The organism is Ensifer sp. Root1252 (assembly GCF_001425885.1).
Lineage (GTDB): Bacteria > Pseudomonadota > Alphaproteobacteria > Rhizobiales > Rhizobiaceae > Ensifer > Ensifer canadensis.
Genome location: NZ_LMDT01000059.1, coordinates 148,831 through 163,747, shown reverse-complemented (window position 1 = coordinate 163,747; position 14,917 = coordinate 148,831). Strand labels below are relative to the sequence as shown.

The window sequence follows — 14,917 nt, the reverse complement described above, 5'->3', positions numbered from 1 at the left end:
CTCGTTGCAGAATTCTGAACGCACCAATATCGCGCGACGTGCGCCGACTATGCTCACGCGATGAGGTGTTTGGGCAGGACGATCCTGGCGGACAATCCACCCCCGACCTTGTTTCGCAAAACCAACGCGGCGCCCGCGTGATCGAGCGCGAGTTCGGCGATGCTCAGGCCGAGGCCGCTGCCGATCGCGGCCTTGAAGCGTCCGCGGAAGAAACGCTCGGTGACGTGGGGCATTTCCTCCGGCGGAATGCCCGGGCCATCGTCATCGATCGCAATCGTGGTCGTTCCGTCGTCGCTTTCAAGCCAGCAGAGGATCGTTCCGCCGGCCGGCGAGTGATGGAGCGCATTTTCCATCAGATTGCGGGCGGCAAGTCGCAGCAGATCCGGATTGGTCCTGACCTGCAGCTTGCAAAGACTGGGGTCGACGACAACCGTCGCGGCACTGCCGGCATGGCCAAGCAGTTCGCTCCTGAGCGAAACCAGCATCTCGCCGGGATTGACCTCGGCCACAGTGCGCGCCGTTTCCGACGCTTCGACCGACGCGATGTCGAGCAACTGCCGGACGAGCCGTCCGGTGCGGTCAACACCAGCAACAATCTGGCCGAGAGCCTTTTCGCGGATTTCGGCATCGTTGCTCGCCAGCGCCACCTGGGCCTGGGTTTTCAGCCCGGCAAGCGGCGTTCTAAGTTCATGGGCGGCAAAGGCGATAAAATTCTGCTCGCGCTGACGTGCGCCGGCGACGCGGCCGAAGAGACCGTTCAATGCGCGAAGCACGGGACTGATCTCGCTCGGTGTTGCGGTCTCCTTGATCGGGTGCAGGTCCGAGGCGTCGCGGGCGGCAAGATCGCCCGCCAGTTTTCTGAGCGGTGCCAGACCACGCCCGACGCTCAGCCAGATCAGGGTCGCCAGCAGCGGTATGATCAGGAGGGCCGGAAAGAGCAGGCCTTTGACGACGTCGTTGACCAGCCTGTCGCGGATGCGCAGGTTGTCGCCGACGAGCACGCGCACGCCAAGCTCGGCATTCTCGACCGCGTAGACCCGCCAGGTTTCGCCATTGATCACCGTCTCGGAAAGGCCGGTCGCATGCGCCGACAGCGTCGTCTCCGGCGCGCTTTCCGACTTGCCGATCAGGGTGCCGTCCAGCGACCAGATCTGGCAAGAAAGCTGCCGGTCGTAATGCGGGTGCTCGAGCACCGGGATCTTTGCCTTCGTCTGCGCCGGCTTATCCGGGTCGATCTCCTGGTTGACCACAAGCGAGCTGACCATCTTCGCCGCCTCCATCAGTCGGGCGTCGAGCACCTGCTCGACCTCGGCGCGGGTGCTGAAGAAGATCCACAGGGTGGCCGAAAGCCACATGAGCCCGGTGGTGACGAGCAATATGAAAAAGAGGCGTGCGCGGATCGATCGCATCAGATGTTGCTGCCGAGCCGGTAGCCGATGCCCCTGACGGTTTCGATCAGGCCAGGGCCGAGCTTGTTGCGGAGGTGATGGATATGCACCTCGACCGCGTTGCTTTCGACCTCTTCCTGCCAGCCGTAAAGCTTGTCCTCCAGCGTCGCCTTCGAAAAGATCGCGCCCGGCTGCGACATCAGCGCATGCAGGATGGAATATTCCCGACGCGAGAGCCGGACCGGCGCGCCTGCCTTTTCCACCGATTGCCGGGCTGGATCGAGCCGGATCGTCGACCATTCGATGAAGGCGGTCGATCGACCGGCGGATCGGCGCGCGAGCGCGCGCAACCGTGCTGCCACCTCATCGAGGTCAAAGGGTTTACCGAGATAGTCGTCGGCGCCCATGTCCAGCCCGCTGACGCGATCGGCGACCGTGTCGCGGGCGGTCAAGAGCAGGACCGGCGTGTCGTTGCGTGCGTCGCGCAGTTTTTTCAGCACGTCCGCGCCGGAGCCGTCCGGCAGCATTAGATCGAGGACGACGGCGTCGAACTTGCCTGCGGCCAGCGCCGCGTCGGCGCTCTCCCGGGTGGCGACGGCATCGGTGGTAAAACCGGCGAGCGCCAAGCCGACCTTCAGCCCGTCGCGCAAAATGTCATCGTCTTCGACAATCAGTACCCGCACTTAGGTCTCCACGAATTAACCGACGGCGGTTGTTTAGCACCTCCCTTAAGGCAGCCTTAAGGTAGCGCATTCCTTTGGGCGTCATCGTAACAAGCCCCGAGTCGATGAATGTCCGATATAGATGAACTGAACCCGTTACCATCAGCCAGAACCTATTTGCGATCCGGCGGCTCGCTGACGCGCCGCAGCCTTTTCGTTGGCGCGACGGCCATCCTGCTTTCAGGTTGTGCAGCAACCGCGCGCCCGACACCGAAGCCGACGGTGGTCGAGATGACGCCGCCGCCCAAGGGCACCGTTCCGCCGATGTACTACGCGATGCCGGATGAGCAATTTCCCATTCCCGCGGTCGATGTCTCCCAGGTCGATCCGAAGTTCTGGCGCCAGGAAGTCGACTATCCGACACAGGAGCGGCCGGGCACGATCATCGTCGATACGCCGGCGAAACACCTCTACCACGTGTTGCCCGGCCAGCGCGCCATGCGCTATGGCATCGGTGTCGGCCGCGAGGGTTTTGCCTGGTCCGGGCGGGCGGTGGTCGCCTATAAACGGAAATGGCCGCGCTGGACGCCGCCCGACGAAATGGTGGCGCGGCAGCCGAGGCTCGAGCCCTACAGCATCAAGAACGGCGGCATGGGGCCGGGCCTGAAGAACCCTTTGGGCGCGCGGGCGCTCTATATCCATAAGGACGGCAAGGACACGCTCTACCGCATCCATGGCAGTCCCGAGGCACGGTCGATCGGCAAGGCCGTCTCGTCCGGGTGCATCCGCATGCTCAACCAGGATGTGGTCTATCTGCACGCTCAGGTCCGAGACGGTAGCCCGATCGTCGTCATTCCCGATCCGTCGAAGGCGCATCTCGCCACGAGCTGATCGCGGCTTGTCCGGTCGGTCAATATCGACCGATTAGGGAACATGCATGTCTCTGGCCCGGGCAGGGCCAGAGCGTGGCGGCGCCAATGATGCGAGGTCAGTGGCTCGCAGGTCTCAGTCGTCCCCAGATCGGCGCGACGATGTTGCCCATGACGGCGATGGTTGCAGCGCCGACGACGATCGCCAGCAGGGCCTGCTGCGCCGACGTGGCAATCCAGCCGATCAGACCCGGGGCAACTGGGAGCGCGTGGACCACGGCTTCGGAGATGTCGTGGATGATGTGTTCCGGGCCGGCATATCCCATCTGGGCAAGGCCGTGGACGAGAATGCTGCCGCCGACCCAGAGCATCGCCGCAGTGCCGATGGCGGCGAGAACCTTCAGAAAGATCGGCATGCCGACGACCAGGCCGCGGCCGATGGCGCGTAGCGCCGATACGGAGGTCTTGGCCAGCGCGACGCCCGCATCGTCGGCTTTGACGATCAGGCCGACGACGCCATAGACGGCAAGCGTAATGGCGATGCCGACCGCGGCAAGCACCACGCCCTGCATATAGATGCTGGCATCGGCGACGGTTGAGAGCGTGAGCGCCATGATCTCGGCCGACAGGATGAAATCGGTGCGCACGGCGCCGGCGACCTTCTCGTTTTCAAGCGCGACGGGATCGGTCTTTTCTCCGAGCACGGCGGTTTCGTGCTCATGGGCCGCGTGCGGAAAGAAGACGCCATAAAGTTTCTCGGCGCCCTCGTAGCAGAGGTAGATGCCGCCCAGCATCAACAGCGGGGTGATCGCCCAGGGGGCGAAGTAGCCGAGCAGCAGTGCACCGGGCAACAGGAACAGGATCTTGTTCTTGAGCGAGCCGAGCGCAATGCGGCCGATGATCGGCAGTTCGCGTTCCGGTGTCAGCCCGACGACGTAGCGCGGCGTCACGGCTGCGTCGTCGATGACCACGCCTGCTGCTTTTGCGCCGGCCTTTGCAGTCTGTGCGGCGACGTCGTCAAGCGAGGCGGCCGCCATTTTGGCGATGGCGGCAACGTCGTCGAGCAGGGCGATGAGACCAGTAGCCATTGAACGCGAACCCTTTGCGCTGAAATTCCATGGGGCGGGTGCTCCAGGATTCGGCAGTAACCACCGCCGCGTGTCGAGTCAACGACATGCAAATTCTCTGGCGAGCGGACACCATAACGTGAGGCGAAAAGTGGCTCGTTTCGGTTGACGTCGGTCCGCTTTCGATTTACGACTGACGAAATATGAAAATCGTCAGTCGTAAATCGAAAGCGGACTTACATGGATGACAGCATCGACAGCCAGCTGGACGCGACGCGTCAGGAAAACGTCTCGCGGATCCTGGATGCGGCCGAGCGGCTGTTTCGGCATTTCGGCTATTCGAAGACCAATGTGGCCGACATCGCCCGCGATCTCGGCATGTCGCCCGCCAATATCTACCGCTTCTTTGCTTCGAAGGCGGAGATCCATCAGGCGATCTGCGGCCGCATGCTGGCTGCCAGCTATCAGCAGGCTCAGGACATCTGCCGGCAGTCGCTGAGCGCGACCGAGCGCTTGCGGCAATATATCCGCGCGCAGCATCAAATGACGGTGGAGGTCATGCTCGACGACCAGAAGGTGCACGAGATGGTCGTCATCGCGATGGAACGCGACTGGCACGTGATCGACAAGCACATCGATCGTCTGCACGCCCTTGTCGCCGATGTGATCCGCGAAGGCATTCTCGCGGGCGAATTCCCCGAACAGGACGCCGACGCGGCCTCCAGATGTTTCGGCGCCGCGACCGTGATCCTCTGCCACCCGCAGATGGTGGCTCAATGTCTCTCGAAGGAAAATCGGGCGACGCCGGATGAACTGATCGAATTTGCGATCAAGGCACTGAAAAACTGACCAGGCCGGGTAGCGGCCCCCGATGTGTACCGTGTGGCTGATGCCGCCGAGGAGTGCGGAAATGTCTATGCCCGTTCAAACCCGTAGCCGTTTCGCGTTGAGCGCAAGGATGGCTCTTCTTGCCGCGATGTCCCTGGTGCTGGCAGCCTGCTCGCAGGAGCAGGAGGAAGCCAAGCCGGTCGTGCGGCCGGTCAAGGTGGTCGAGATCAGCGATGCCGGACAAGCGCGGCAGATGAACTATTCCGGTGTCGTGCGTGCCCGAACGGAAATGAACCTCGGCTTTCGCGTCAACGGCAAGATCACCGAGCGCCTGGTGAATGTCGGCGACCGGGTGAAGTCCGGCGATCCGCTCGCCCGCATCGATGCGACGGACTATGATCTTTCAGTCAAGAGTGCGGCCGCGAACCTTGAGGCCGCCGAGCGCCAGGTCGAGACGACCGCATTGGTTCGCGCACGCGCCGAACAACTCTTTGCCCGGAAAGTCGCCTCCCAGGCGCAGCTCGACCAGGCAACACTCAGCCATAACCAGGCCGTGGCAACGCGCGATGCCGCAAGCTCGGCGCTGTCCCAGGCGAAGAACCAGGTGACCTATACCGAACTGGTCGCTGACCGTAGCGGCATCGTCGCGGCAATTGCTGCCGATGTCGGGCAGGTGGTCGGCTCCGGCACGCCTGTCGCCACCGTCGCCGTCGACGGCGAGAAGGAAGTGCTCATCGCCGTCCCGGAAGTCGATGTCGCCAATTTCAAACCGGGCATGGCGGTAAAGGCCGGCTTCTGGTCCGATCAGGGCCTGATCCTCGACGGCAAGGTGCGCGAGGTCGCGGGCAGTGCCGAACAGCCGTCGCGAACTTTTGCCGTGCGCGTCAGTCTGCCCAACGATCCGCGCATTCTGCTCGGCATGACCGCAACCATCCTGGCTTCGGCTGATGACGCCGAGCGCCACATGTCCGTGCCCTTGAGCGCTTTGGCTCAGAAGGACGGTGAAACAACGGTGTGGGTCGTCGACCGTGACAGCGAGACCGTGAAGAGCAGGACGATCACCGTTGCCGACTTTACCGGCGAGGGCGTGCGCGTGGTCGACGGGCTGAAGCGCGGCGATCTGGTCGTGGCCGCCGGCACGCAGTTCATGACCGAAGACCTGAAGGTTGCGATATCGGGCGATATCGCCCGCCAGTCCGCCGCGACCGACAAGACCGCAGCCGCCGAAATCGTGCGCTGAACCAACCCAACCGCGGAATGATGCCGATGTCCCTACCGTCAGAAGAAAAACGGCCTTTCAATCTGTCGCGCTGGGCGATCGCCCATCCCAGTATCGCGCGGTTCCTGTTCGGCCTGATCATCATCACCGGCGCGCTCGGTTTGATGCGGATGGGGCAGAAGGAAGATCCGGACTTCACCTTCCGCGTCATGGTCGTGCAGGCTTTCTGGCCGGGCGCCTCGATTCAGGAGATGGAGGATCAGGTCGTCAACAAGATCGAGCGCAAGCTGCAGGAAACCCCGCATCTCGATTTCGTGCGCTCCTATACCCGCGCCGGAAGCGCGATCATCACCCTGCAGGTCGAGGGTGACACGAATGCCCAGCAGGTGGCCGACGCGTTCTATCAGGTCCGCAAGAAAGTCGGTGATATCGCCAGTGAGCTGCCGGAAGGGCTGCACGGGCCCTATTTCAACGACGAGTTCGGCGACACCTTCATCACCCTGCATTCATTGAGCGGCGACGGTTACAGCTATCCCGAACTGAAGAAGTTCGCGATCCAGGCGCGCGACATGCTGCTGACGACACCCGGCGTCGAGAAGGCGGTGATCCTCGGCGATCAACCCGAAAAGATCTATATCGACGTTTCTTCCAAGGTGTTGGCTGCGCGCGGGCTGACGCTCAACGACCTCAGGAACACCATCGCCGGTCAGAACAATGTCGATCCCGCGGGTTCGGTCGATACCGGTTCGCGCTCCGTGCGCATTTCCGTCGAGGGCGGCCTCGACAAGGTCGAGGATCTGCGCAACCTCAGCCTGACGGCCGGTGGGCAGGTCACCCGCCTCGGCGATATCGCCACCGTCTCCTCGGGGCTGGAGGATCCCTATTCTCGCAAGTTCCGCTTCAACGGTCAGGACAGCGTGCAGATCGGCGTGGTGATGGCCAAGGGCTTCAAGGTGACCGATGTCGGTACGGCCGTCGAAGAGACCTATCAGCGTTTCGAGGCGGCATTGCCCTATGGCATGGTCGTCGATCAGATCTCCAACCAGCCGGAAGTGGTCACGGAAGCCGTCGGCGAATTCATGAAGGCGCTCGGCGAGGCGCTGGTGATTGTGCTTGTTGTCTCGTTCCTGTCGATCGGCTGGCGCTCCGGCCTGGTGATCGCCATCACCATTCCGCTGGTGCTGGCGGCGACCTTTGCCATCATGTACGAGCTTGGCATTGACCTGCAGCGCATCTCGCTCGGGGCGCTGATCATCGCTCTCGGGCTCCTGGTCGATGACGCGATGATTGTTGTCGAGATGATGGAGCGCAAGCTGGAGGAGGGGCTGGTCAAGGTCGAGGCAGCAAGCTTCGCCTATTCTTCGACGGCCTTCCCGATGCTAACGGGCACGCTGATTACCACCGCCGGCTTCATCCCGGTCGGTTTTGCCGCCTCGACGGCGGGCGAATATGTCCGCTCGCTGTTCTACGTCGTCGGCATCGCGCTGGTGGTCTCGTGGTTCGTCGCGGTCTACTTCACGCCCTGGCTCGGCAACATGATCCTGAAGCAGCGCCCCCATGCCGGCGGCCACCACGATGTCTTCGACACTCGTTTTTATCGGCGCCTGCGCTCGACGGTCTCCTGGGCGGTTCACCATCGCATCATCGTGCTGTCGATGACGCTTGTCGCCTTCTTCGTCAGCCTGTGGGCGTTCCAGTTCATTCCCAAGAACTTCTTCCCGCAATCCTCACGTCCGGAAATCCTCGTCGATCTCTGGCTGCCGGAAGGCACCAGCATCAAGGAAGTCGAGACCCAGGCGAAGGCGCTTGAAGCGCGGATGATCGACGATGCGGACAAACGCTTCATCGCGACCTATATCGGCGAGGGCGCGCCGCGCTTCTTCCTGCCGCTTGACCAGCAATTGCGGAATCCGAATTTCGCCCAGCTCCTCGTCATGGCCAATGACGAGCCGGCACGCGAACGGCTGATCGTCAAGCTGCGCAAGATCCTTGCCGAGGATTTCCCGTCGATCCGCTCCAAGGTCGATCGCCTCTTCCTCGGCCCGCCGACCGGCTGGCCGGTGCAGATGCGCGTCATGGGGCCGGACCGCCAGGAGGTGCGCCGCATCGCCGACCAGGTGAAGGCGAAGTTTGCCGAAAACCCGCAGCTCGGTGCCGTGCACGACGATTGGCTGGAGCCGGTGACGGCGATGAAGCTGGTCATCGACCAGGATCGCGCCCGTGCGCTCGGCGTCACCTCGCAGCGCGTCCGACAGATGCTGCAGGCCACCGTGTCCGGCGTGCCGCTCGACAACTTCCGCGATGGCGAGGAGACGGTCTCGATCGTTGCCCGTGAACCGGATGCCACCCGCGCGCTGCTCTCGTCGGTGGAGTCCGTCTATATTCCAACCGATTTCGGCAGCTTCGTTCCGCTCTCACAGGTGGCCAAGGTCGTGCCGGTGCTCGAGCAGGGCATCGAATGGCGCAGGGATCGCTTGCCGACGATTACCGTTCGCGGCACCTTGCCCGACGGCGTGCAGCCGAACGATGTGGCGTTGAAGATGTACGACGACATGCAGACGCTGCGCGACAGTCTTTCTCCCGGGTATAGCGTCAGCATCCAGGGCGGTGCGGAAGACGCGGCCGAAAGCCAGGGTTCAATCGCCGCCAAGGCGCCGATCATGCTGGCGGTCATCGTCGTGCTCTTGATGGTCCAGCTGCAGCATTTCGGCAAGGCGATGCTGGTTCTGGCAACCGGTCCGCTCGGCATAATCGGGGCGGCGGCGGCGCTGCTGATCAGCGGCGCCCCCTTCGGCTTCGTCGCCATCCTCGGGGTTATCGCGTTGCTCGGCATCATCATGCGCAACTCGATCATCCTGGTGGACCAGATCGATCAGGACATTGCCGCGGGCATGGATCGCTCCGAAGCTATCATCGGCTCGGCCGTGCGCAGGTTCCGTCCGATCACGCTGACGGCACTGACCGCGGTTCTGGCGCTGATCCCGATCTCGCGCGGCGTCTTCTGGGGGCCCTTGGCCTATGCGATGATGGGCGGCATCCTTGTCGCCACCGTTCTGACAATTCTGGTGCTGCCGGCCGGTTACGCGCTCTTCTTTGGCCGGGAGCCGAAGAAGCAGACATCAGAACCGGAATCCGCTGAAGCGGGCAAGGCCGAGCCTGCGGCGCCGATGATCTATCCGCCTGCGGTTGCTGCCGAGTAGCACTGACGGCGCCGCCATAGCAGCTACCAGCTCGGCGCCCCCGGAGCGCTCTATCGATTGAAGGCGGCCGCGCGATTGTGCGGCCGCCTTTCTCCATAAATCGATGCCGATCAAGAAATTATGCAGTAGGGTCGCCCGCGTTCAGGTGCCTTCCGGGGGATTCGGGTGAAGCGAAGCGTTTTCTTCTGCAGTACGATGGTTTGCGCATTTTCGTTGCCGTGCATGGCGCATGCGGAATGGCAGGCGGTGGAAAAGGTCCGCACCTATGCGATCTCGGGGCAGACCGGCGCCGAGCTTTATGCGTCGATCGGCGAGCGGGGGCCAAAGGTCGGCGGGCTGGTTCGGGCCATCGCTCACACGGACTTCAAGCTGACCTGGACCCGGAAATACGAGCCGCAAGGCAACGCCTGCACGCTCGTTTCGGCCAAGCCGAAGCTCATCATCACCTATACGCTGCCGAAGCCGTCGAAGCCGCTGCAGGGGGCCATGGTAGAGAACTGGGAAACCTTTTTCGCAGGCGTTCGCAAGCACGAGCTTGTTCACGGTGACTACATCAAGGATCTGGTGAAGGCGATCGAGACCACATCAGTCGGGCTCTCGGTAGACGCAGACCCCAACTGCCGCAAGATCAGGACTGAGCTGACGAAGCGGCTCGGCGAGCTGTCTGTTGCTCAACGCCAGAGAAGCCGGGACTTCGACCGCGTCGAACTCAGTGATGGCGGCAATATCCATCAACTCATTCTCAATCTCGTCAATGGTGCCGGAAGCCGTTGACCGAGGCTCACGGGCATGCGCCATTTCATGCGCCGCAACGGCATCCCCGACAATCTCTTGCCGGGGCGCATCTCGAAACTACACATGCCGCCCCATATCGGCGCCGGATGCCGGATATAGGAGACGAGTCAGCCGATCGCGAACCACGGTCAGCAGGCCGTGATCAAAAACACGCCTGCCGGAGCCTTCGTTATTCGCAACGTCTGCCGGTTCGTTTGCTATCGGCGGCTTACTTCATGAATTCTCTGATCTTGTAGGCGACCTCGGTGCGGTTGGTCGCGTTCAGCTTTTTCATGATGTTTCTGATGTGAACCTTCACGGTGCTTTCACACAGATCCATCTCATAGGCGATGATCTTGTTTGCCTTTCCACGGCGCAAGGCTTCGGCGACTTCGATTTCCCGAGGCGTGAACAGGCTGTCGGAGCAACGGGCGCCATTCACGACCGAATTTATTGCCTCTCTCATCGTCAGGATGCTGCTTGCCGGAACGAAGACGCCACCGGCGCGCGCCAGCGCAATCGCTTCGGCGGCGACATTGATGCCGACATTGCTTGGAATGTAGCCACGGGCACCGCATTCCAATGCCTTGAGAATTTGGCCGAGTTCATCCGTTTCGGCAACCACGATCACCGGGCTGTATTTGAACTTCTCAACCAGAGTTTCGATCTTTTCGCAGACGGCAAGGTCACCCACTTTGCCGCCGCCGACGATGAGAAGAACGGCGGAAGGGTCTGTCTGCAATTTGCGGCCGCGCCACTCGTCAAAGGATCCGACTGTGACGATCGTCAGCCCGGGGTCATAGCCCGTCAGGCTTTTCGACAGGCACTCCCGGTCGAGAGCACGAGGGTCGATGAGCAGGATGTAGTCGAGATCTTCCTCCTGATCGGTCATATCCGAACCCGCCAGACTTTGGGGAAGACGCTGTTCCAGTACGCTTGGGAGGGATGTCGGTCGCGTCGTGGAGGTTCTTGCAATTGTTGCTGTACGAATATCCATTGAATTTTCTCCTTTTTATTCTTATTTTGTTAGGTGTAAATATTCTAGATACAAGTATTGGTGTTGATATTCCCTCAGGGTCCTCTCGTATTTTCTTCTTATATTTTGGTAATCAGATCACATATATTGTCGGTGCGCATTAACACAGGTTAAAGCCCTCGCAATGAATCAACCGGAATTCGTGCTGAGATAGCCCGGATCGAAGTCCACCAATTCGGCCAGGCGTCTGCGATCGAGAAATTCGACGATGCCATTCCTGAACGACAACAATCCTTTCAACCTCATCTCCTTCAGAACGCGATTGATGTGCACGGTCGACAGGCCGACGGCGTCGCCGATGTCGGACTGCGTTAGCGGGCAATCGAAACCGTCAAATCCCAGCCTGTCGGGTCTACCGGCGCGGACTGCGAGCTCGAGCAAGAGATGCCCGGTACGCTCCAGTGCGTCGCGACGTGCGATGTTTGCCAGCCGCTCGGTCATCCTGACCTGGCGCTTGAGCATCTCGTGCACGAAGTTCTGCTGGATTCTCTGCGACAGATTGGGGCCGCCGGTGCCGGGAGGCACCGCGAACTCGTAGACGGCAACGTCGGAAAGCGCCTGGATTGTCTCCTGCGTCATTTCCGACGACAAGGTCCAGAGCATATCTCCGCGCAGCATGAAATCGATGACGATGCGGGTGCCATTTGCCAGAATCTTCCGGCTGACGCACCAGCCGGAGATGAAGAACAGGACGCACGATCGACCTTCGGGCTCGAACAGTATCGAGCCCGCCGGGAATACCCGTTTTCGCGCCACGGAGAGTTCGGACCTCTGCTGATCCGTGTCGAAACTCGACAATTCTCTAAACCGTGACGATCCTATAAATGCCCCAAGTTGCCCCACCATAAAGGCGCACTCTCTCTTCGGTCCATTCGATTGTACTTAAGTATATAGCAAACAACCGGTGGTTAGGAATATTACCCAAGAGGATTAGTAATGGCGGGAAATCACATCGATATGAGCTTAATCCGGCCGGGTGGGTACCGGTCCTAATTAGCTGAAGCATTTGGGTTTTGGACCACTAAGGTGCCGATAACCGCGCGATCAACACTGTGTGACCCGTTACGGTTAGAGACCGTGCGACAACGCATAGCCAGATAAGGCTCTGCCGCTTGGCACAACCACCGGCTGGATCGTCGGGCTTGCGCTGCGGTTTTGGTGCGCCTCCAGGCACTCTCGCAGCTGCGAGATGCCGTTGCGGGCTTGATTGAGTATCGAGGCATGGGCCGCGGGATCGATGCCTTTGCGGGCTGACTCTTCAAGCAAGGAGGCCACATCGCGAGCGGAGATGTCGGGTCCGTTGGCAAAATACTCCGGTCGGCCAACGAACTGGAAGAAGCCTTCGACTTTCGCATCCCAGCCGAGACCGACCTGCGGCACGCCGAGGGAATAGGCGGCGATGCAGGCGTGAAGGCGATGCGCCAGTATCACCTGCGTCGATGCGATGATGTGGATCAGTTCCTCGGGCGTTTTGGGACGAGGGGCGAGGTAGAGATCACCGCTGTCGATGTGATCGGCGAGACCGTCACCGCCGAGAATGCGCCGCGCAAAGGCCTGGTCTTCCTGGGCTCCATTGGTGAAGAGGCAAATCCGATATCCGGCATCGAGCATCAGGCCCAGCAGCTGGTGATAGTCGTCGGCATGCCGAAAAGGAGTTCCAGCCGAGCCATGGCTGGAATGTCGGCGCAGAATCAGCGGGTCAGTGACGCAGATGCCGATTGCTCGGTCATCTGCCTTCAGTGGCGCAAGCGCGTGGCACGCGACGATTTCCCGGACGAGCAGCCCGGGATCGGGCAGTATCCGGGCGTGCGGGCCGGCTGGAAAGTGGCCGAGCCAGTTGCGGCCGGCGATCGTGTCACGAACCGAAACGTGGACGACCTGGCTCTCATCGATCATGCCGAAAAGCTGCCTTGCCTGCGACGACCAGTCCCGGCTGGTGCCGACGGCATAGACCGCCAGCGGCTTGCCGCTGCGGTTGATACAATCGAGTGCTGCGCCGACTTTCAGCGGGAAGTTCAGGTCGTCGTCCTGAAACAGGTTTCCACCGCCGATGACGACCGCATCCGCGGCGTCGATCTCCTTTCGCCATTCGACTTGCAGTCGGCGGAGTGTCGGGCCAAGCACCTGTCTGACGACCAGCCGACGCGCGAATGACGGCAGCGCTTGAAGTACCTTCAGCAACAGCCGGCGGCGCCCGCCGCCGCCGGTACCGAAAGCCGTCCTGCCGGCGAGATCGATCGTCTTGACCTCCAGTCCCTTGGCTCCGCGCGCCAGCGCAGTCTCCAGGCACTGCGCCAGAATGCCGTCACCCAGGTTTTCGCTGTATTTGACGTTGAAGATGACAATTTTCATCGGGAGCCTCCCATGCGGCGCGGGCTTGTCGCACCGACCAGTCGCGGTCGTGGCGCTTCTGCCTCGGCGATTTGCCGGCATGTCAGCGCCGACGCGCTGCCGGCGAGAATGTAGAACATCAGGCCCAGATCATAGACGGTGCCCGATACGAGAGCGGTGCTGAGGGCCGCGATAAAGCCGGCCTTTGCCGCCCGAAGCGCGGCAAGGCTTTCCGCCCGCCGCCCGGCGTCTGGTGCCGCGCGAGCGCACAGAATGGCCGCGACGAAGACCCAGAAGATGGCGAGCCCAAGGACCCCGACATTCGAGAGCAGAACCAGTAGATAGCTGGAGGCGCGGGCGCTCCCCAGGCCGGCCCCCATGCCGGAGGTGTTGACGAACGCCTCATAGGCGGCGGCGTTCCACATCGCGCGCTCGCGGCCGGACTGGCTGTCGGCCTTTGACAGCAGCATCTCATCGAGAAAATCGTAAACAGTCGACACCACCTCCGGGAACAAGTTGACGACCGTGAGGATGACGAGCGGTACGACCAGGAAGAGGGCGGCGAGAAACACCGGACGTCCGGGCTTTCTCCGTTCGAAGACCGTCACAATCGAACGTATCCAGAGAAACGGGAAGACCACCGCCAACCCGAGCAGTGCCGTGGCAGAAGTCGAAAACACCAGGCCGGCAAGCGAGGCGATCGCCAGGAGGGCTGTCGCCCGTGAGCGCACCCGGTCGAGCCAGAGGCTCGCGGTCGCGGCAAACAGGATCAAGGTGTAGTCGGCAAAGGCCGACGCCTCGGGGAACGATCCGGAAATCCGTTTCAACCCACCTTTTTCCGCGGCGGTCAGAAGGGCGTAGTTGGCCGTCCGTACCACGCTCAGCAGATACTCGGTGCCGGAGAAATAAGTGAGGATGTCGGCCGCGGCGAAGGCGAGGTTGACGGTGGCGGCAATGAGGATGGCGTGGACGAGGTGCGACGGCGCGGCCGTCCGGCGCAGATAGGCATGGCAGAATCCGAAACAGGCAAGTCCGCCGAGTGCATAGACGGCCTGCGTTATGTTGTTGGACGAAAACCGCAGCTGTGACAGCGATATGAAGCTTCTCGCACCGACAGATCGCTCGACCGTCATCACGTCGACGGCGCCCTGGAACAGGCGAGGCGACAGGATCGCCGTCAGCACGCCGAAAAGGGTGAGCACCATCAGCCAGAAGCCGGCACCGGCAGGCACGAAGGCCGCCAGCACCGGACCTTCGCCATAGGCCATCAGGACCCTGAGGCCGAAGAACAGCAGGAAAACATTTGGAACGAGGATGGATGCGCCGCCAAGTGCCGGAAGGCCGATGGCAGCGGCAGAGCCGAGAGCGGTTGAGACGACCATGAACGTCAACGCCCAGTGAATGGGCGCCATCAGCACGCCCAAACCCACAAGCACGGTAACGAAGCCGATCAGTTCAAAGCTCATGCCACCAGTTCCAGTTGCTGAAACGATCCTATCAAAGGGGGCATGTTGCGTATTTACGCCTCCGGCTAAGCCTTTCG

At 61.8% G+C, this 14,917-nt stretch carries 12 protein-coding genes; 5 read left to right on the top strand and 7 right to left on the bottom strand.

Going from position 1 to position 14,917, the window contains the following annotated elements; translation table 11 throughout:
- Positions 1-53 precede the first annotated feature (53 nt).
- Positions 54-1,409 carry an ATP-binding protein gene (locus tag ASD02_RS36410; RefSeq protein ID WP_025428332.1) on the bottom strand — a complete coding sequence of 452 codons (1,356 nt, stop codon included), beginning with the start codon at positions 1,407-1,409 and terminating at the stop codon, positions 54-56.
- Complete coding sequence (locus tag ASD02_RS36405) at positions 1,409-2,071, bottom strand: response regulator transcription factor (protein WP_057207531.1); 663 nt, start codon at positions 2,069-2,071, stop codon at positions 1,409-1,411. The genes ASD02_RS36410 and ASD02_RS36405 overlap by 1 nt, the downstream gene beginning before the upstream one ends.
- Before the next feature lie 108 nt (positions 2,072-2,179).
- Here ASD02_RS36405 and ASD02_RS36400 point away from each other — a divergent pair, with 108 nt between their 5' ends.
- Entirely contained in the window at positions 2,180-2,941 is a 762-nt protein-coding gene (locus ASD02_RS36400; protein WP_038577748.1) for a L,D-transpeptidase, read from the top strand.
- Positions 2,942-3,038: 97 nt separating this feature from the next.
- Here the strand turns inward: ASD02_RS36400 and ASD02_RS36395 are convergent, their stop codons facing one another.
- Positions 3,039-4,007: a DUF808 domain-containing protein gene (locus ASD02_RS36395; RefSeq protein ID WP_025428335.1), complete on the bottom strand. Its 969-nt coding sequence runs from the start codon at positions 4,005-4,007 to the stop codon at positions 3,039-3,041.
- A 219-nt stretch (positions 4,008-4,226) separates the two neighbouring features.
- Between ASD02_RS36395 and ASD02_RS36390 the strand changes: the two genes are divergently transcribed.
- The 4 genes from ASD02_RS36390 to ASD02_RS36375 all read left to right on the top strand — a co-directional run bounded on the left by ASD02_RS36390 (position 4,227) and on the right by ASD02_RS36375 (position 10,007).
- The gene (locus ASD02_RS36390) at positions 4,227-4,835 is read left to right on the top strand and encodes a TetR family transcriptional regulator (RefSeq protein ID WP_057212998.1); all 609 of its coding nucleotides are present in this window, start codon (positions 4,227-4,229) and stop codon (positions 4,833-4,835) included.
- Positions 4,836-4,944: 109 nt separating this feature from the next.
- A complete protein-coding gene (locus ASD02_RS36385) occupies positions 4,945-6,054 on the top strand; it encodes an efflux RND transporter periplasmic adaptor subunit (RefSeq protein ID WP_057213000.1) in 1,110 nt (369 codons plus the stop codon).
- 26 nt (positions 6,055-6,080) lie between these two features.
- Positions 6,081-9,233 carry an efflux RND transporter permease subunit gene (locus ASD02_RS36380; RefSeq protein ID WP_057213064.1) on the top strand — a complete coding sequence of 1,051 codons (3,153 nt, stop codon included), beginning with the start codon at positions 6,081-6,083 and terminating at the stop codon, positions 9,231-9,233.
- A gap of 222 nt (positions 9,234-9,455) precedes the next feature.
- The gene (locus ASD02_RS36375) at positions 9,456-10,007 is read left to right on the top strand and encodes a DUF922 domain-containing protein (protein WP_244494349.1); all 552 of its coding nucleotides are present in this window, start codon (positions 9,456-9,458) and stop codon (positions 10,005-10,007) included.
- A gap of 229 nt (positions 10,008-10,236) precedes the next feature.
- Here the strand turns inward: ASD02_RS36375 and ASD02_RS36370 are convergent, their stop codons facing one another.
- The 4 genes from ASD02_RS36370 to ASD02_RS36355 form a co-directional block, all read right to left on the bottom strand.
- A complete protein-coding gene (locus tag ASD02_RS36370; protein WP_025428340.1) occupies positions 10,237-10,899 on the bottom strand; it encodes a response regulator transcription factor in 663 nt (220 codons plus the stop codon).
- A gap of 273 nt (positions 10,900-11,172) precedes the next feature.
- The gene (locus tag ASD02_RS36365) at positions 11,173-11,841 is read right to left on the bottom strand and encodes a Crp/Fnr family transcriptional regulator (RefSeq protein ID WP_025428341.1); all 669 of its coding nucleotides are present in this window, start codon (positions 11,839-11,841) and stop codon (positions 11,173-11,175) included.
- A 270-nt stretch (positions 11,842-12,111) separates the two neighbouring features.
- Positions 12,112-13,395, bottom strand: a complete 1,284-nt coding sequence (locus tag ASD02_RS36360; RefSeq protein WP_057213003.1) for a polysaccharide pyruvyl transferase family protein — start codon at positions 13,393-13,395, stop codon at positions 12,112-12,114.
- Complete coding sequence (locus tag ASD02_RS36355; RefSeq protein WP_244494348.1) at positions 13,392-14,840, bottom strand: hypothetical protein; 1,449 nt, start codon at positions 14,838-14,840, stop codon at positions 13,392-13,394. Before ASD02_RS36355 ends, ASD02_RS36360 begins: the two co-directional genes overlap by 4 nt.
- Positions 14,841-14,917 lie beyond the last annotated feature (77 nt).